The sequence below is a fragment of the Lentzea albida genome (genome assembly GCF_900111005.1).
GTDB classification, from domain to species: Bacteria; Actinomycetota; Actinomycetes; order Mycobacteriales; family Pseudonocardiaceae; genus Lentzea; species Lentzea albida.
Genome location: NZ_FOFV01000014.1, coordinates 16,189 through 32,838, shown reverse-complemented (window position 1 = coordinate 32,838; position 16,650 = coordinate 16,189). Strand labels below are relative to the sequence as shown.

Below are 16,650 nucleotides of genomic sequence, written 5' to 3'. Positions count from 1 at the left end.
AGAGGCCGAAGAGGCCGCCGGACCAGCGGTCACCGGCGCCGTCCCACGTGCACGGTGTCGGTCTCCAGCAGGAACACGTCCTCGCGGGCCCCGACGTACTCCGAGTCGGAGGGGTTGAGCAGGCGACGCAACGCCTCGCGGTCGGCAGGATGCAGCGAGGGGCTCGTGACCTCGGCCAGCCAGGTCAGGCGGTCGGCTGCCCAGTCCCGGACCAGCTGCTTCGCCGGCGCCGGGTGGTCGACGACGAAGCTGAAGGCGCTGATCTCGCCGAGGCCCGCGTCGGCCAGGGCCACGTTCCAGCCGACGGGGAGGCGGACGGTGCCCGTCATGTTCTCGCGCATCGACACGAACCAGTCGGCGCGGGCCGCGGCCAGGCGGTCCTGGAGGCCCGGTGCGCCGACGCCGAGGTCCCAGGGGAGGAAGCGGGTTTCGAGTCCGCCTTCCGCGAGGGCCAGCCAGCCGCCGGGGGCGAGGGCCGAGACCAGGCGCTTGACGCCGCGCAACTGATCGGGCAGGTGGTGGATCACGCGGGAGCCCCAGATGAGCTCCACCGGGCCCGCGAAGGACAGCGGGTCCTCGGACGACAGGTCTGCGAGGACCGGTTTGACCTGCACGACGCCGTCCGATTCGAGACGTGCCGCGGTGCAGGCCGCGTCCAGCAACTCGGGGGTGGCGTCGACCAGGACCAGCACGCCGCCGCCGTGGTCGCGCAGCGCGGAGACCAGGGGGACGCTCATGGAGCCGGCGCCGCAGCCGACGTCCATCACCACCGGTGAGTCGGGCAGTGGTTCGACGAGGCGGCGCGCGACCGAGGTCAGCGCCTCCGCCTGGAGCGAGCCGTAGCGCCTCATCGCGTGGAGGCGGGAGGACCAGTCGATTCCGTCGTGTGTGTGGTGCGGCACAAAGGGGACGGTACGGAGGAACGGCCGAGGCCGCCATCCACCTTCTCGTGGATGACGGCCTCAGCTCGAGACTGTCAGAGGTCGAAGCGAGCCGCTCTGCGTCCCGCCCATCGCGACAACCTGCGCCAACGTTGCGCTGACGCGAGGCGGTTCGCCACGCGTTGCTCTTCAGCGAACCTCTGGGCTTCTTGTATTCGTATTCGCACGAGTTCTTCGTTCAGAGACATGGGAGTCAGGCCCTCGTTCAGGTAGGCGGGCATTGCGCTGTGGTTGAGCTGCACGGTGTTCACGCTGCAGACTCCGTCCTGCTGGCCGGAACGACTGCCGCGTCCTTGCGCGGACGGCCACGCGGCCGCTTCCGCGCGATGACGACACCGCGCTCGAAGATCTCTCCACCCCAGACGCCCCACGGCTCGTGACGAGCGATCGCGCCGGCAAGGCACTCCGCGAGCACCGGGCAGGTGCCGCAGAAGGACTTCGCCTTCTCCAGGTCGGCAGGAGCGTCGGCGAACCAGAGGTCGGGGTTGTGGGTGCGGCAGGGGATGTCGAGTCCCTCCGCGAGGTCCGGAAGTGCCTCGCCCGTGAGCGGGACAGTTGCCGTCAACATCAGGGTTTTCTCCTTGTGTGGGGTACTGCAAAAACACGAAGGCCGCGGACTCTGTGCGAGTCCGCGGCCTTCGTGAGCCTGGTGGTCCTTCGACCCCCTTATGGGGTCGGCAGGAGCCTTCTCACTTGATGCGCGGACAGCGCATTCGTGTAGTTGTGGACGCCATCGATCACCGGCAGCGCGACGATCGGCTGCTCGCTGCGCAGATCGGTGCCGCGCAGTCCGGTGGCCCGCTCGCGGGCCTGCAGTGCCATTGGCTTCAGGGCAGATTCCTGCCACAAGGCCTGGGCGTTGGCAGACGCGCAGAAGCCCTCGGACACGGGGAGGCCGAGCGCGCGCGAAGTCATGGTGAACTTCACAACGGCCACCTCCTCCATAGAGAGCTCTGCTGCAGAGAGCTAGAGCGTGTAGTAGTAGTTCTTCTTCCCCAGACGGGTCCTCCGGACCCGGCATGAGCAGGTTATGACCCCGTACCTGGGGCTCGCAACCTATTTAACGAAACTTGTCCCGATCAGGTGGCGGAGTACCCGACACCGGCTCGGACCAGGCCCAACACGTCGTCGCCGAACTTGTCGAGCTTCGAGGCGCCGATGCCCGAGATCGCGACGAGCCCGGCCGAATCCGTAGGTCGCTGCTCCGCGATCGCCATCAGCGTGGCGTCCGTGAAGACGACGTACGCGGGCACCTTCAGCTCCCGCGCCCGCCCCGCACGCCACTGGCGCAACGACTCCAGCAGCTCCTCGTCCACATCGGACGGACAGCCGCGGCACCGGCCGAGCTTGACGGCCTGCGCCTCGACCAGCGTCGACGCGCACACCCGGCAGGTCGGCTTCTCCTTCTTCATGAGAGGAGGCCGGGCGGCGCCCGCGGATACACGGGCGGCCGGGTGGTTCTCGGGAACGAGGCTGTAGAGGAACCGCGAACGACGGCGGTACTTGCGCCCGCCCGCGGCGCGCGCCAGCGCCCACGACAGCCAGATGTGCTCACGCGCGCGCGTGACACCTACGTACAGAAGGCGGCGTTCTTCTTCGATCTTGGCGTCGTCGCCGTCGGCGTACTGGATCGGCATCGTGCCCTCGACCAGTCCGACGAGGAACACGGCGTCCCATTCGAGGCCCTTCGACGCGTGCAGCGACGCCAGGGTCACGCCCTCGACCGTCGGCGGGTGCTGCGCCTCCGCGCGCAGGTCCAGCTCCACGCAGAACCGCGGCAGGTCGGCCTCGGGAGAGGACACCGCGAACTCCTCGGCGAGCTCGACCAGCGCGAGCAAGGACTCCCAGCGCTCCCGCGCGCTGCCACCGGTCGGCGGCTCGTCGGTGAGCCCGACACGGCCCAGCGCCGAGCGGACCACCTCCGGCAGGCTGCCGCCGGGAGAGCCCGCCGACCGCAGCGTGATCATCGCCTGGCGCACCTCGGCGCGCTCGAAGAAGCGCTCACCACCGCGCACCAGGTACGGGATGCCGAGCGACGCGAGCGCCTGCTCGTACACCTCGGACTGCGCGTTGACGCGGTAGAGGATCGCGATCTCCGACGCCGCGACGCCCTCGTCGAGCAGCGCCTTCACGCGGCCGGCGACGGCGTCGGCCTCGCCCGGCTCGTCGTCGAACTCGTGGAACCGCGGCTTCGGCCCGTCCGGGCGCTGCCCGATGAGCTGCAGCCGCGACCCGGCGGGACGCCCGCGCGCCCACTTGATCACGTCGTTGGCCAGCTCCACGACCTGCGGCGTCGACCGGTAGTCGCGCTCCAGGCGGACGACGACCGCCTCGGGGAACCGGCGCCCGAAGTTGAGCAGCGGCTGCGGCGAGGCGCCCGCGAAGGAGTAGATGGTCTGGTTCGCGTCGCCGACCACGGTCAGGTCGTCGCGGTTGCCGAGCCACGAGTCGAGCACGCGCTGCTGCAGCGGCGTCACGTCCTGGTACTCGTCGACGACGAAGCAGCGGTAGCGGTCGCGGAACTCCTGCGCGACCTCCGCGTTGTCCTCCAGCGCGCCCGCCGTGTAGAGCAGCAGGTCGTCGAAGTCGAGCAGCTGCGCCTCGTTCTTGAGCTGCTCGTAGGTCGTGTAGAGCTTCATGATCTGCTCGGCGGGCGCCGGGATGTCCCGCGCGGCGCGAGCGGCCGCGACCGGGTAGTCCTCCGGCGTCAGCAGCGACGCCTTCGCCCACTCGATCTCGCTGGTCAGGTCGCGCAGCGCGTCGGGCTCGGTCGACATGCCCAGCCGGGTCGCGGCGCGGGCGACGACGCGGATCTTCTGGTCGACGAGGTCCCAGCGCGGTCCGCCGATGACGCGCGGCCAGAAGTAGCGCAGCTGGCGTGAGGCGGCGGCGTGGAACGTCACGGCCTGTGCGCCGTGCACGTCCAGAGAGCGCAAACGCGTGCGCATCTCCCCAGCAGCGCGTTTGGTGAACGTGACGGCGAGGACCTGCGACGGAGCGACGTGGCCGCGTTGGCACAGGTAGGCGATGCGGTGCGTGATGGTGCGCGTTTTGCCGGTGCCGGCGCCCGCGAGCACGCACACGGGGCCACGCGGAGCCTCGACCGCTGCACGCTGTTCCGGATCGAGACCCTCCAGCAACGCGTCCATAGCCAGGCAGTCTCGCAGACGGCCGATGCAACACCGAGACCAGCGCGCCGTATCCTTGAGGGCATGGCTGGCAAGCAGGACAAAGCGGCGGCGAAGGAAGCGGCGAAGGTTCGCCGCGCGGCATCGCGCGAACGGCGCAAGCAGATCTTCGAGGCGTTCAAGATGCAGCGCCGCGAGGACAAGGCGCTCGTCCCGATGATGCTGGGCGCCCTGCTGGGCGTCACCGCGATCGCCGTGGTCCTGGGCATCGTCTTCGACGCGGTCTGGATGTTCGTGCCGCTGGGCGTCGCGCTCGGCGCGCTGCTGGCCGTGATCATCTTCGGCCGCCGCGTGCAGAGCAACGTCTTCCGCAAGGCGGACGGCCAGCCGGGCGCGGGCGCCTGGGCGCTCGAGAACCTGCGCGGCCGCTGGCGCGTCACGCCCGCCGTCGCGGGCACCACGCAGCTCGACGCCGTGCACCGCGTGCTGGGCCGTCCGGGCGTCGTCCTGGTCGCCGAGGGCGCCCCGCAGCGCGTCAAGCCGCTCCTCGCGCAGGAGAAGAAGCGCATCGCCCGCGTCGTCGGCGAGACCCCGATCTACGACTTCATCATCGGCTCCGGTGACGGCCAGGTCCCGTTGAAGAAGCTGCAGTCGACGCTGATGAAGCTGCCGCGCAACATCACGGCGGCCCAGGTCGACACGCTCGAGACCCGCCTCGCCGCGCTGGCCAGCCGCGGCGCCGCGCTGCCCAAGGGCCCGATGCCGGCAGGCGCCAAGATGCGCAACGTCCAGCGCGCCATGCGCCGCCGGGGCTGACCGGCAGTTCTCGCGAAACGGCGCCTGTCCCCCAGCAGAGGGGGTAGGCGCCGTTTCGCGTCGTCAGGCCTCGCCGACGACGACCCGCACGGTCGAGTACCTGCGCCGCAGCTCCTTGAGCGGCTGGTACGCGGGCGAGTCCCAGAACTCCTGCACGGCCTGCCTGCTCTCGAACTCGTGGATCACGAGCCTGCGCCACGACCAGTCGCCCTCGAGCACGAGCGGCGTGGCCTCGTCGAGGACGTTGCGGGCCCCCGCCTTCTCCAGGAGCGGGAAGACCTGGTCCACGTACTGCTGGAAGCCCTCGTCGTCGGCGATGTCGGAGTCGATCACTACATAAGCGGTCATGGGACCAACCGTAGAAACCAGGCGCTGGTCTTTCCCATGCCGAAAACGACCCAAGAAATACGCGAGAAGACCAGGCTAGGGTGGCACCGTGGACGTCTTCACCGATGTCATCGCCACCATGCGCGTGGGCCGCGCCAAGTTCACCCGCTCACGCTTCAGCGGGCCGTGGGGTCACCGCTTCGGCCCGTACCCCGGCGCCGGCTTCCACGTCGTGGTGCGCGGGTCGTGCTGGCTGATCCCGCCGGCCGGCGCACCGATCCGCCTCGACGCCGGTGACGTCGTCTTCCTCCCGCACGGCGCGATGCACGGGCTGAGCGACCGCCCGGACCGCACCGCGGCCGAACTGCCGCCGGCGCGCGACACCGACGACGCCCCGGACGACCCCGACGCCCACACCCACCTGGTGTGCGGCGCCTACCGGCTCGACCGCGGCGAGGCGCACCCGTTCCTGCGCACGCTGCCGGAGGTGCTGCACCTGCGCGCCCGGCCCGGCAGGCATCCCGCGCTGCGCGCCGCCGTGGACCTGCTCGGCGCGGACGTCGTGGAGTCGGAACCCGGCGCGGGAGCCGCGCTGCCCGCGTTGCTCGACCTGCTGCTCGTGTACCTGCTGCGCGCGTGGCTCGCGGAGGAGTCCGAACGCAGCCCCGGCACCGGCTGGTGCGCCGCGTTCACGGACCCGGTCATCGCCGCGACCCTGCGCCACGTGCACCGCGAGCCCGCGCACAGGTGGAGCGTCGCCGAACTCGCCGCACGGGCGGGCATGTCCAAGACGGCGTTCGCGCGCCGGTTCACCGCGCTGGTGGGGCAGTCACCGATGGCGTACCTGACCTGGTGGCGGCTGAGCAGCGGCGCACGAATGCTGCGCGACGGCGACGAGACCCTGGCCGCGGTGGCGCGCCAGGTCGGGTACACGTCCGAGTTCGCCTTCGCGACGGCGTTCAAGCGGGAGTTCGGCGTGGCGCCCGGCAGGTTCCGGCGCGGGGCTACCGGACCTTGATGACGACGGTGCCGGCCGCCTTGTCGTGCAGGCACCGCCCGTCCGAGTCCCAGACCAGCGCCGGGATCAGCGGGAAGATGAGGACGGTCCGCAGCAGGGCGCGCGGCAGGTGCACGAACGCCTTGCCGTCGATCCGCGCCACCCGCAGCCCGAACAGCGCGTGACCCGGCGTGAACCCGAAGAACGCGACCGCGACCGTGGTGATCACGAACCAGGCCAGCAGGCTCCAGTTCTTCGGCAGGTCGGGCATGGTGAAGAGGCCCGCGACGCCGGCCGCCAGGAGGAAGTCGACGAGGATCGCGAACGTGCGCCGCCCGATCGAGGCGATCGAGCCCGGCCCCTTCTCTGGGAAGCCGTGGCGCTCGCCGCGCCAGCGCTGCTGCGTGCCGTCGTTCGAGTCGTCACCCGGTGACAGCACCGAGTTGGGTCCAGACAGCCACGTACCGGTCCACCTGCTCACCCCACCAGAGTAAGGCCGTGCTCAACGGGTGAGCACGGCCAGGTCGTCTTGCCCTGTTCAGCGTCCCCGTTAACACTGGCGAAACATCGGAGTGACGGACGGGCAACACCGCCGACATACGGTCGCTCCTGATGACAAGCCGTTGTCCATAGTCAAGGAGTCGACGAGGGTGTTCAAGAATTCCGACGAGGTGCTGAAGTTCATCACCGACGAGGGCGTCAAGTTCGTCGACGTGCGGTTCAGCGACCTGCCCGGCGTCATGCAGCACTTCACGCTGCCGGCGAAGGCGTTCGACGCCGACGCCATCGAAGAGGGTCTCGCCTTCGACGGCTCCTCCGTGCGCGGCTTCCAGTCCATCCACGAGTCGGACATGCTGCTGCTGCCCGACCTCTACACCGCGCGCCTCGACCCGTTCCGGATCGAGAAGACGCTGATCGTCAACTTCTTCGTGCACGACCCGTTCACGCGTGAGGCGTACAGCCGCGACCCGCGCAACATCGCGCGCAAGGCCGAGCAGTACATCACCGACTCGGGCATCGCCGACACCGCGTACTTCGGCGCCGAGGCCGAGTTCTACATCTTCGACTCGGTGCAGTTCGACACCACCGCGAACGGCTCGTTCCACAAGGTCGACGCGGTCTCCGGCTGGTGGAACACCGGCCGTGAGGAAGAGGGCGGCAACCTCGGCTACAAGGTCAAGTACAAGGGCGGCTACTTCCCCGTCACCCCGAACGACCACTACGCCGACCTGCGCGACCAGATGGTCCTCAACATGGAGGCCCAGGGCTTCACCGTCGAGCGCGCCCACCACGAGGTCGGCACCGGCGGCCAGGCCGAGATCAACTACAAGTTCAACACGCTGCTGCACGCCGCGGACGACCTGATGCTGTTCAAGTACATCATCAAGAACACCGCGTGGCAGGCCGGCAAGACCGTCACCTTCATGCCGAAGCCGCTGTTCGGCGACAACGGCTCGGGCATGCACACGCACCAGTCGCTGTGGAAGGACGGCGCGCCGCTGTTCCACGACGAGAGCGGCTACGCGGGCCTGTCCGACACCGCCCGCCACTACATCGGCGGCATCCTGCACCACGCCCCGTCGCTGCTGGCCTTCACCAACCCGACGGTGAACAGCTACCACCGCCTGGTCCCGGGCTACGAGGCCCCGGTCTCGCTGGTCTACTCCCAGCGCAACCGCTCGGCGTGCGTCCGCATCCCGATCACGGGCAACAACCCGAAGGCCAAGCGCATCGAGTTCCGCTGCCCCGACTCCTCGGGCAACCCGTACCTCGCCTTCTCGGCGATGGTCATGGCGGGCCTCGACGGCGTGAAGAACAAGATCGAGCCGCCGGCCCCGATCGACAAGGACCTCTACGAGCTCCCGCCCGAGGAAGCCCGCGACGTCAAGCAGGTCCCCGCGACCCTCGACGCCGTGCTCGACAACCTCGAGGCGGACCACGAGTTCCTGCTCGAGGGCGGCGTGTTCACGCCGGACGTCATCGACACCTGGATCTCGTACAAGCGCGAGCAGGAGATCGACCCGCTGCGTCTGCGCCCGAACCCCTACGAGTTCGCGCTCTACTACGACGTGTGATCGGCGCGGGGCTTTGACCAGCCGTTTCACCGGTTGAAGCCCCAGCCAGGCCGTCTCCAGGCCGTCCAGCGTGGAGAGGCCGCCTGATCGACCACAGGCCGAGGGCTGGGTGACTGTTTCAGTCGCCCGGCCCTCTGGCTATGTCAGTGCGTTATGCAGAAGCACCGGGAGGGTCTCCGACTCCACCCAAGATCACCTGAGCAACGACGCCCGACGAACTGACGTTCACGGGCGCGTCCAACACCTCAACCTCAAGAACAACGCCGGTTGAGAGGTGGATCTGTCCGAGGCCGGTGTTGATGCCGGGGCCACCGACACCGGTACCGCCCCACTCGGAGTGCAGGCCGTTTTTCGTTTCCTTCAACACGACCCTTGGCAGTTGGAATACGCGACCAGTCACGTCGACTAGCTGAGCTTCTCCCGTGTAGCTGAACATGATCCTCTTCTTTCTTGTTCGCTCATCGGGCGGGATAGTCGCGAGTGGGGTCGCGGACGAGAGCAGGCATCATGCTGCATCCGGCAACTTCGTACCGAACACCTTGTCGACCGCCACTCTCGTTCGCTCGTGACTCGATGGCATCAGATGGGTGTAGACCCGAAGTGTAAACGCCGGATCGGCGTGTCCTAGGTATTCGGCGAGAGCACGAATACTCACGCCGTCCTCAAGGAGCATCGAGGCGAAGAAGTGCCGCAGCGCGTGGAAGCCTTCCGCGCGCCCAGGGGCGAGCACGCCGGCTTCTACGAGTGCGGGCTTCCACACGTGGTGGTTGAACGAATGCCGGTAGATCTGTTTCGACTCCCGCGTGTAGATCAACAGCGGCACCGTCACGAGCTTGCCGTCAGGTGTCCCCCACGGCAGCGTGATCGGCAGCGGTTCGAACTTCTGGACGTGCGCGTCAATCGACTCCCCTAGGCTGCTGGCCAGAGGTACGTCCCGAGTCTTCCCGTGCTTCGGCGGAGCAAAGATCATCTTGCCGCGCACGATCTTGATCTGACGCACGACGTGGAGGACACCCTCCGACTCATCCACGTCATCCGGCGAGAAGCCGAAGACCTCTCCCTGCCGCAGGCCTGCACCCGCGCCCAGGTCCACGCCAACGCGGTACCGCTCTCCGATCGAGGACCGGACAGCGTGCACTCGTTCGGGCTCCCAGGGAACGATCTTCGGGTACTCGCCGCGCGGCTTCTTCACGGACTTGGCGTTGCACGGGTTCTTGCGGATGCGCTCGTCGTCCACGGCCGCCGTGAAGATTGCTGAAACGTTGGCGAAGATCGTTCGGCGGTAGGTCTCCGCCAGGCCCTTCTTCTGGAGCTTCCGGTCCCACGTCTGGATCGTGGACGGCAAGATCACGCGCAACTCGTCGTCCCCGAAGTACGGGAACACGTGGAGCTTCAGCCGAATCTCAACCTGCTCACGCGTGGACTCGTCGAACGTCTGCCCGTCGAGCCAGTGTTCCTCCGCGTACTTCCTGAACGCGATCTTCCCCGCGTCGGGGTCGAGGTACGTCCCCTTGTTCTTGTCGTTCTCCATCTCGTGCAAGAAGGCTTCCGCCGCGTTCTTCTGGCGGTCCGGGAACGACTTCGTTCGCTCCCCACCACCTGGCAACGGGATGCGCACTTTGTAGCGCAATCCCTTGCCGTACAAGGCAGTCTTCTCCCGCACGCCGTCCTTGACGGTCCACCAGCGGTCTTGGATGTGGCCCATGACAGTCTTCTCCCCTTGTTCGAATTCGAGTGCTGTCAGGCCGCTTCAGCGCTGTTGAACCACTCGCGCACCTTGGCCGGGTCCCAACGAAGGTGTTTGCCAACCCGCCGCGCAGGCGGGCCGTAGTTCTTGGTCCGCCACCCACGAATCGTGTGCACGGGCACCCCGAGGAAGACCGAGAGGTCTTCCACTGTCCACAGCGGTTCGACGTTCGACATGAGATCCCCCCAGATCAGGCCGCTTGTACCGAAGTTGCTGAAACATCTGGCGCGGGGCGAGGGAGTACGGCCAGGACGGCTTGCGCCTGGTCGTACTCCGCTTTCCACTTCAGCCGCTGGGCGACCATCTGCATGAGCAGTTCGGCGCGGCCGGGGACATGCGGGTCACCCGCTTGAACCGGAGACCACATCAGCCGCGTCCGGTCGGTCTCCTGCTTGGCGATACCTGCCGCCGCCAGCGCTTCCCTGACGAAGGCCGCCCGGTCGGACTTGTGTTCGGCGAGGGTCTTCCCCGACCACCGCCGCGACACCAGCACACGCCGGCCGGGCAAGCCGAGCGTCTCCCTGCGGTGTGCCTTGGACCGGCAGCGCCCAGGAGCCATCCGAGAGTGCGCGCCCTTGGGCTGCACGCCGTAGGCCAGCCAGACCGCGCACCGGTCCGAGCAGGGTGTGACAGCCAGCTCTGCCACCAACCGGTCAGCGTGGTCGGAGACCCGAGAGGACGCGTCAGCGTGCACCACTTCGGAGATCGACTTGACCAGGTACTTGGTCAAGTAACCGATGTGGCGACCCGCTTCCTCGGTACCGCCGAGGATCCCCTTGGAGTGGACCTGTGCGCCGAACTCAGCCACGTGTGCCGGGACGTCGAGGTCAGCAACGGCCTCACCCCACGACGTGAGCTGTACGCGCGTGTCCGGGTCCACGAACCCCATCAACTGCGAGTCCCACACGGGCATCCGATCGCCGCTGTACTTGATCTCGTCGTGGTTGGGCCACCACACCTGGAGGTAGGTAGCCGCCGTGACTTCGCGGATGACCCGATGCGGGATCGAGCCCCGCACCGCGAAGTGCGCGTGAGGCGTGATCCGCTTCTGAGGCTCCACCGTGCCGAAGTACTGGGCGTCGAACCCGACGACCCGCCGCAGGTTCTGCCACCACCGGTCGACCAGCGAGGCGAAGTGCACCGCGTCCCGAGCAGCACGACGGTAGTCGTACGTCGACGGATCGACCGGGGAGCCGTCCTCACGCACCTTGCCGTAGGTGTCGAGCGTGAGCGTGACGAAGGTGGACGGCCGGTACTTGCCCGCGAACTCCCTGCCCACCGTTCGCTTGTCCACCTTGCGCCGAGGAAGGTTGGGCGCGTCCTGACGTCGGCGAGTGGACCGAATCGGAGCTTTTTTCGCAGGTAGATCGACCGATGGAAGGTTGCCGCGGACACCCTCCCCGCGCAGGTCCGCGTCCGCTTCCCGGATGGCTTCACGCAGGTCATCGACCTGGTCCAACGCACCTTCCGCCGCTGCCTTCCGGTACTCCGCCGTCAGGTCGGACCGGTAGGTGACCAACTCGACCTGGTCAGCCGAAGGCGCTTCCCGTTCGGCCACCGGCTCCTGTTCGAGGTGCCAGCCTTCACGGCACTGCGCCATGCGGGACTTGCGGTTGCGGTCCGCACAAGCCCGGCACTTGCTCGCTTGCGTGGAGTTGCACCGCACCGCAACGATGCGCACCTCTCCGGTGTCGAGGTCGACCACCTCACGGACAACGGGCCGCGTGCACACGCCGTGGTGTTCAGCCGCCGCCTTCACCACGTCCAGAGTGAGCGGCAGGCGTGCCCGTTCAGCCGACCTCATGCCCGCAACGTCAAGCGGCACAGCAGGAAGAACGTCAACAGCGTCCGTCGTGGACTGTTCGTTGGTCATCACGCCGCCATCCCTTCCGGGCCGTCCGGACGTCCGGGAAACTCGTGCACCGTCGCGTCCTCTGCGGTGAAGAACAGGGCCAGCTCGACCAGGTCCGCGTCAGTGACGTGGAAGGCCCGAGCCCGTTCCGGCTCCCTGCGGCCGTCCTGCTTGACCCAGGCGACACCGGGCGTGTTCTCGCTGATCTCGTGAGCCGCCGCACCGCGTTGCCTGACGCCCTCGCCCAGGACCATGTCCACCTGGACCGGCTCATCGAGCCTCAGCGCAACGCGCGTGGTGAACAGGTGTCGGAACCCGACGATTTCCTTGCGCGGGTCCTGGACCAGAGCGACGACCGCGAAGCCCGGAGCGCGTCCCTGCGAGGTGATCGTCTGCACCGCCCGAGCAGCGCGCTCCCGCAGGTTCTTGTCCGTCTGGTAGGCGATCACGTCCGCCAGCTCGTCCACGATCAGGACCGTGAACGGCTCCCCCGTCGAGCGAGCCCACAAGCGTCGGACACCCCTGTAGCGAGACGCCCGCTCCTTCACCTCAGTGGCGATTTCTTCCAGCAGCGCCACCGCATCCGGGCCGCTGTCGTAGACGACCTTCGCGAAGGCGTCCGGACACTGGCCGAGCTCCATCCCGCCCTTGGGATCGATGCCCACCAGGCGCACGAGCCCCGCACGGATGGCCGGGGCGAGCTGCCAGACGATCGACCACAGCACCGAGCCCTTACCCGCGCCGGGCACGCCCACGACCAGGAGCTGAGACCCGAGCAGCCGCAGCGACCACGGCCGGCCTGTCTCCGTCTTTCCCACGACGACCCGCTTGAGGTTCACCGCCGCCACGTCGTCAGCCAGCGCCGGAACGAGGACCGGCCGGCCGAGCGGGTCCGAGTGGATGAAGTCGAGTTCCAGCACTCGAGGCCGCAACACGCGCACCCGACATGACTTGGCGTTGAACGAGTGCGCCAGGTTGTCCCGCCGCGCCTCCCATTGGTCCGGGGACTGCGCGGGAACCATCCTGACCCGCACCCGGTCCCGCCAGCCTTCCGAGCGCACGCGGCCGAGCTTCGGGCGATACTCCTTGCCCCGACTGTCCTTGGACAGGTCCGCCAGCCGCGTCACGGTGCGCCATTGCGGCACGTAGACCGTGGCACGCCGCCACTCCGTCAGCACCCGAAACCAGACGTGCCGGACGTATGACGACCGGTGAAGCCCTGCCCAGATCACCAGACCGCCAGTGAGCGCCAGGACCACGAAGACCAGAACCCACAATCCGAAGTGGATGTAGATCAGGTAGACCGCCAGGCCGCCGACTACAGCAACTGGATACCGCAGCGCGAGCGCGACCAGGCGCACGACGAGCCAGCAGCCCAGCAGCACCAAGACGATGGGCAAGGACACGACCTTCACCCACCGTGGCAGAAAGAACCACCACGGCAGACGAGGACGGACACCTTCGAACGGAGCAGGATCAACCCACCTGTTCCCGGACATCACGCCTCACCGCCGTTCACAACGACCGTGACGAAGATCAGCGGCAGCCAGCCCAGGCAGGTGCAGCACTTGACCTGTCCCGGGGCGTAGATGCCGAACCGGTGGCATACGGGGCACCGCCGACCGTTCGGCAGCTTCCACACGGATGGACGACCGGCCCCGCTTGACGTGCCACACGAGTGTGGCGATACGCTCTGCATGACTCGAATCCCCTTGTGTCCCAACGAATACATGGCTGTTCGAGTCGGTGTGAATCGCCGGGAAGCAGTCGAGGCCCGCCAAGACTTTCGACTGTTTCCCGTGCGACACACCAACATCGGATCTTCAGTTGTTGATCAGTTGCGGCCTGACGTGATGGCCGTTCAGAGCTTGTCCGGCATCCCGCCAACCCAGCCCGTGCCGCTCTTCGGTTCCAGCACGGCGGCCAGCAACCCGGCATGCTGCGACAGCTTCCGCAGGAAGGCCGCCAACTGCCGCTCACCGTCCGGACCCTCTGGCACGTGGATGGCGATCTGCGACGGGTCCAGGTTCAACCGCAGGCAGTAGCCCGCAGCGGTCGCGTCGGGCCACGAAACGATGTCCGCCGCCGCATCCGGCCCGGGCGAGAGCAGCAGCTTGATCATCATTGCCCCTCCTGCCACCCGAGCGTTCGCGTTTCGGTCGCGGCCGCGTGGTGCTCGAACATGTCGGCCGCGTGAAGAGCCGCCGCCTTCGCCCACCAGTCGGTCTTCGGCAAGGCCGCGAGGTTCCGCCAGACCGAAGCCACCTCGCGGCAGCTAGCGACGAGGCGGGCGACCTTCTCCGGATCGACCGCACCCGCGTACCGGTTGGCGTCCTCCGCCGCCGTGTAGGCGCGGTAGGCGTCCTCCCATTGGGAGGAGAGCAAGTCGAACTCCGACACGGGTTACGCCGCCTTGGAGGAGTCAGCGGCTCCAGCGCCAGCCTGCTTGTTCGCCTGCGGCGGGTTGCCCGCCGACCTGCCCGAGGCGCGGAAGCCCGTAGCCCGGTAGATGTAGCTCTGGTACTTGAACTCACCGGTCCCAGCGACCTTGGGCTCAGCTGTGAGCCCGTCCAGTTCGATCGGCCGCATTCCGGGCAGCACCTCACCCGTGGTCGGGACCGGCTGGACGTCCGCGAGGAACGTGATCTCGAAGCTCTTGCGCTTGGCGTTCGGCTCGCTGGGGTCCGTGACGGAGACCTTCCACTGGCGCTTGCCCGTGGACTCGTCGATGCGCTGCCGCACCGGTCGGCCGGCGTTCTTCTCGTCGCGGGTCTGGTACTCCGTGTCCGGGGCGACCTCTCCCACCATCACGAGGCCCTGAGGGAACGCGTCATCGAACGAGACAGGGAACCGGTGGCCCTTTGTGATGCCCATGCTGTGCTCCTCTGAAGGGGCCGCTCATCTGCGGCTGTTTGCCCTATCGGGCATTGCCCATTCAGAGTCGGAGCCGTTTCGTCCCGTCTGAGTTCCGCCGAGGTCTCGTCTGACGCGCCGAAGGCTCAAATAGTCTCTTCTTTGTCTCGTCTCGCTGGTAGCGTGGTCTCGTCTCACCACGGGGGAGGGCTCATGGCCGCCGAATCGACGCTGTTGAAGGTGCTCCTGCGACAGCGGCACATGCAGGGCTACACGACGTTCCGCAAGGAGTACGACCGTGTCGCGAAGCAACTGGACAGCGATCTCATCGGCAAGTGGCCGAGCAAGGCCCAGTTCTACCGGTGGATGTCCGGCGACCTTCAGGGCTTGCCGTACGCGGACCACTGCCGGATCTTGGAGAAAATGTTCCCCGGCTGGAGCGCACAGCAGCTTCTCGAACCCCACGAGGGCGACAGCGACAGCCTGGTGACCGCGCCCCAACGAGACGCCGCGCCCGCCCACCCAGCGCCGCGTCCAGTACAGCTTCCGCAGCAGACCCGCCTTGCAGATCTGACGGCCGTCTACCCCACGAGGACCGAGTTCCTGCACAACGTCACCCCGCGCACGCTGTTCGACGGCGCGCAGGAGATCTACATGGCCGGCCTCTCGCTGAACATGTTCTGCCAGCAGTACTCGGACCGGAGCATCCTCGACGCGATCGAGCAGGGCACGGTCATCAAGGCCTTGTTCCTCGACCCGAACGGCACCTACACAGCGGCCCGCGAGCGTGAGGAAGGCTTGCCGGATGGGCACCTCAGCACCCTTACGCGCTTGAACATCGAGGCGATCCGCCGCGTCGGCTCGAAGGTGTCGGCGGGGGCAGCGGGATCACTCGGGATTCGCGTTTACGACGAGCCGCTTCGCTTCAACATCACCATCATTGACCAGCGGAAATGCGTCGTGCAGTCGTACCTGCCGGACGCCCGCGGAGTTGAGTCCCCGACGATGGTCATCGAGAAGAACGAGACCATGCCTGGTCTCTACACGACGTTTGCCCAGGTCTTCGACTCCATGTGGGACCGCGCCCAGGAGGTTGCTTGATGCACCAGCTCGACCACTTGGCGGACGTGGCCAGGAGTGCCGTCCGAATCGGAACCGAGCTGATCAAGACCACCCGCCCACACACTGTCACCGAGAAGGCCGACCGCGACACCTTCACCGAGGTGGATGTTCGGATTGAGCGCGATATACGCACCTACCTCGCCGAGGCGACCCCGGAGATCGGTTTCGTCGGCGAGGAAGAAGGCCGCAGCGACGTCAACGCTGACAGCCCGTTTGTGTGGGGACTGGACCCAATCGACGGCACGGCGAACTTCGTTCACGGCGTGCCCCTCTGCGGCGTCTCTCTGGCACTTATCCAAGGCGACCGCACTGTCGTCGGTGTAATTTCACTTCCATACCTGGATCTTCACTATTCTGCCACGGCAAGCGGAGGCGCGTTCGTTAATGGCAGAAAACTCGAAGCAAGCAAAACCGCCAAGCTGACCAAATCCATCGTAGCCATTGGCGACTATGCTCTAGGAGAAGATGCCGCCGCCAAGAATCGGCAGCGGATCGACCTCACCGCCGAGCTTGCCTCTAAGGTCGAGCGTGTCCGCATGTTCGGATCAGCTGCGCACGATCTTGCATGGTTGGCCGAGGGTCGAATTGATGGAGCAATCGTGATGTCCAACCAAACCCTTGACCTTGCAGCAGGTGTGCTTATTGCACGCGAGGCGGGAGCAATCATCTTGGACAGCACAGGAAACACTCACACCGCCGCTTCAAAGCACACAATTGCCGCAGCCCCTGGAATTGCCGACCAACTTCTCGAATTGGTACAATCGACAATCTCGAAAAGCACCTAGTCTACCG

19 protein-coding genes are annotated in these 16,650 nt (G+C 67.3%); 5 read left to right on the top strand and 14 right to left on the bottom strand.

The annotated features are described in order from the left end of the window. Positions 1-29: 29 nt before the first annotated feature. From BMY74_RS29715 to BMY74_RS29700, 4 genes are all read right to left on the bottom strand, one after another. Complete coding sequence (locus BMY74_RS29715; protein WP_245786430.1) at positions 30-902, bottom strand: class I SAM-dependent methyltransferase; 873 nt, start codon at positions 900-902, stop codon at positions 30-32. Between the two features lie 286 nt (positions 903-1,188). Then, positions 1,189-1,509 carry a WhiB family transcriptional regulator gene (locus BMY74_RS29710; protein ID WP_089921809.1) on the bottom strand — a complete coding sequence of 107 codons (321 nt, stop codon included), beginning with the start codon at positions 1,507-1,509 and terminating at the stop codon, positions 1,189-1,191. A gap of 98 nt (positions 1,510-1,607) precedes the next feature. Then, entirely contained in the window at positions 1,608-1,868 is a 261-nt protein-coding gene (locus tag BMY74_RS29705; RefSeq protein ID WP_143091750.1) for a hypothetical protein, read from the bottom strand. Positions 1,869-2,020: 152 nt separating this feature from the next. Further along, entirely contained in the window at positions 2,021-4,090 is a 2,070-nt protein-coding gene (locus tag BMY74_RS29700; protein ID WP_089921807.1) for an ATP-dependent DNA helicase UvrD2, read from the bottom strand. A gap of 63 nt (positions 4,091-4,153) precedes the next feature. Between BMY74_RS29700 and BMY74_RS29695 the strand changes: the two genes are divergently transcribed. Beyond that, positions 4,154-4,885 (top strand): DUF4191 domain-containing protein, encoded by a 732-nt coding sequence (locus BMY74_RS29695; RefSeq protein WP_089921806.1) that lies wholly within the window; start codon positions 4,154-4,156, stop codon positions 4,883-4,885. A 63-nt stretch (positions 4,886-4,948) separates the two neighbouring features. Here the strand turns inward: BMY74_RS29695 and BMY74_RS29690 are convergent, their stop codons facing one another. Continuing rightward, entirely contained in the window at positions 4,949-5,233 is a 285-nt protein-coding gene (locus BMY74_RS29690) for a DUF1330 domain-containing protein (protein ID WP_089921805.1), read from the bottom strand. 88 nt (positions 5,234-5,321) lie between these two features. Between BMY74_RS29690 and BMY74_RS29685 the strand changes: the two genes are divergently transcribed. Continuing rightward, positions 5,322-6,230 carry an AraC family transcriptional regulator gene (locus tag BMY74_RS29685; RefSeq protein ID WP_089921804.1) on the top strand — a complete coding sequence of 303 codons (909 nt, stop codon included), beginning with the start codon at positions 5,322-5,324 and terminating at the stop codon, positions 6,228-6,230. Here the strand turns inward: BMY74_RS29685 and BMY74_RS29680 are convergent. Next, positions 6,217-6,690: an RDD family protein gene (locus BMY74_RS29680; RefSeq protein ID WP_089921803.1), complete on the bottom strand. Its 474-nt coding sequence runs from the start codon at positions 6,688-6,690 to the stop codon at positions 6,217-6,219. The genes BMY74_RS29685 and BMY74_RS29680 overlap by 14 nt on opposite strands. Positions 6,691-6,859: 169 nt before the next feature. Between BMY74_RS29680 and glnA the strand changes: the two genes are divergently transcribed. Further along, positions 6,860-8,284 (top strand): type I glutamate--ammonia ligase, encoded by a 1,425-nt coding sequence (gene glnA / locus BMY74_RS29675; RefSeq protein WP_089921802.1) that lies wholly within the window; start codon positions 6,860-6,862, stop codon positions 8,282-8,284. Positions 8,285-8,435: 151 nt separating this feature from the next. On the opposite strand, the gene BMY74_RS44380 is transcribed toward glnA, so the two are convergent. The 8 genes from BMY74_RS44380 to BMY74_RS29640 all read right to left on the bottom strand — a co-directional run bounded on the left by BMY74_RS44380 (position 8,436) and on the right by BMY74_RS29640 (position 14,757). Then, entirely contained in the window at positions 8,436-8,720 is a 285-nt protein-coding gene (locus BMY74_RS44380) for a hypothetical protein (RefSeq protein WP_143091749.1), read from the bottom strand. A 69-nt stretch (positions 8,721-8,789) separates the two neighbouring features. Further along, complete coding sequence (locus BMY74_RS29670) at positions 8,790-9,989, bottom strand: tyrosine-type recombinase/integrase (RefSeq protein WP_089921801.1); 1,200 nt, start codon at positions 9,987-9,989, stop codon at positions 8,790-8,792. 35 nt (positions 9,990-10,024) lie between these two features. Further along, complete coding sequence (locus BMY74_RS29665; protein WP_089921800.1) at positions 10,025-10,207, bottom strand: helix-turn-helix transcriptional regulator; 183 nt, start codon at positions 10,205-10,207, stop codon at positions 10,025-10,027. A 14-nt stretch (positions 10,208-10,221) separates the two neighbouring features. Beyond that, positions 10,222-11,835: a replication initiator gene (locus BMY74_RS29660; protein ID WP_089921799.1), complete on the bottom strand. Its 1,614-nt coding sequence runs from the start codon at positions 11,833-11,835 to the stop codon at positions 10,222-10,224. A gap of 68 nt (positions 11,836-11,903) precedes the next feature. Continuing rightward, the gene (locus tag BMY74_RS29655) at positions 11,904-13,289 is read right to left on the bottom strand and encodes an FtsK/SpoIIIE domain-containing protein (RefSeq protein ID WP_342718246.1); all 1,386 of its coding nucleotides are present in this window, start codon (positions 13,287-13,289) and stop codon (positions 11,904-11,906) included. Positions 13,290-13,744: 455 nt separating this feature from the next. Next, entirely contained in the window at positions 13,745-14,008 is a 264-nt protein-coding gene (locus BMY74_RS29650; RefSeq protein ID WP_089921797.1) for a hypothetical protein, read from the bottom strand. Further along, positions 14,005-14,283, bottom strand: a complete 279-nt coding sequence (locus BMY74_RS29645) for a hypothetical protein (protein WP_089921796.1) — start codon at positions 14,281-14,283, stop codon at positions 14,005-14,007. The genes BMY74_RS29650 and BMY74_RS29645 overlap by 4 nt, the downstream gene beginning before the upstream one ends. A gap of 3 nt (positions 14,284-14,286) precedes the next feature. Continuing rightward, positions 14,287-14,757, bottom strand: a complete 471-nt coding sequence (locus BMY74_RS29640; protein WP_089921795.1) for a hypothetical protein — start codon at positions 14,755-14,757, stop codon at positions 14,287-14,289. Between the two features lie 192 nt (positions 14,758-14,949). Between BMY74_RS29640 and BMY74_RS29635 the strand changes: the two genes are divergently transcribed. Then, on the top strand, positions 14,950-15,837 hold the full coding sequence (locus tag BMY74_RS29635; protein WP_089921794.1) for a DUF5919 domain-containing protein: 888 nt from the start codon (positions 14,950-14,952) through the stop codon (positions 15,835-15,837). Further along, complete coding sequence (locus BMY74_RS29630; RefSeq protein ID WP_089921793.1) at positions 15,837-16,643, top strand: inositol monophosphatase family protein; 807 nt, start codon at positions 15,837-15,839, stop codon at positions 16,641-16,643. The genes BMY74_RS29635 and BMY74_RS29630 overlap by 1 nt, the downstream gene beginning before the upstream one ends. Positions 16,644-16,650: the final 7 nt, after the last annotated feature.

What these genes read in the sequence shown, in the direction of transcription:
- BMY74_RS29690 (WP_089921805.1), bottom strand. Translation starts at nt 5,233, where the DNA reads ATGACCGCTTATGTAGTGATCGACTCCGACATCGCCGACGACGAGGGC.
- BMY74_RS29710 (WP_089921809.1), bottom strand. Translation starts at nt 1,509, where the DNA reads ATGTTGACGGCAACTGTCCCGCTCACGGGCGAGGCACTTCCGGACCTC.
- BMY74_RS29665 (WP_089921800.1), bottom strand. Translation starts at nt 10,207, where the DNA reads ATGTCGAACGTCGAACCGCTGTGGACAGTGGAAGACCTCTCGGTCTTC.
- BMY74_RS44380 (WP_143091749.1), bottom strand. Translation starts at nt 8,720, where the DNA reads ATGTTCAGCTACACGGGAGAAGCTCAGCTAGTCGACGTGACTGGTCGC.
- BMY74_RS29635 (WP_089921794.1), top strand. Translation starts at nt 14,950, where the DNA reads ATGGCCGCCGAATCGACGCTGTTGAAGGTGCTCCTGCGACAGCGGCAC.
- BMY74_RS29630 (WP_089921793.1), top strand. Translation starts at nt 15,837, where the DNA reads ATGCACCAGCTCGACCACTTGGCGGACGTGGCCAGGAGTGCCGTCCGA.
- BMY74_RS29640 (WP_089921795.1), bottom strand. Translation starts at nt 14,757, where the DNA reads ATGGGCATCACAAAGGGCCACCGGTTCCCTGTCTCGTTCGATGACGCG.
- BMY74_RS29670 (WP_089921801.1), bottom strand. Translation starts at nt 9,989, where the DNA reads ATGGGCCACATCCAAGACCGCTGGTGGACCGTCAAGGACGGCGTGCGG.
- BMY74_RS29660 (WP_089921799.1), bottom strand. Translation starts at nt 11,835, where the DNA reads ATGAGGTCGGCTGAACGGGCACGCCTGCCGCTCACTCTGGACGTGGTG.
- BMY74_RS29650 (WP_089921797.1), bottom strand. Translation starts at nt 14,008, where the DNA reads ATGATGATCAAGCTGCTGCTCTCGCCCGGGCCGGATGCGGCGGCGGAC.
- BMY74_RS29700 (WP_089921807.1), bottom strand. Translation starts at nt 4,090, where the DNA reads ATGGACGCGTTGCTGGAGGGTCTCGATCCGGAACAGCGTGCAGCGGTC.
- BMY74_RS29695 (WP_089921806.1), top strand. Translation starts at nt 4,154, where the DNA reads ATGGCTGGCAAGCAGGACAAAGCGGCGGCGAAGGAAGCGGCGAAGGTT.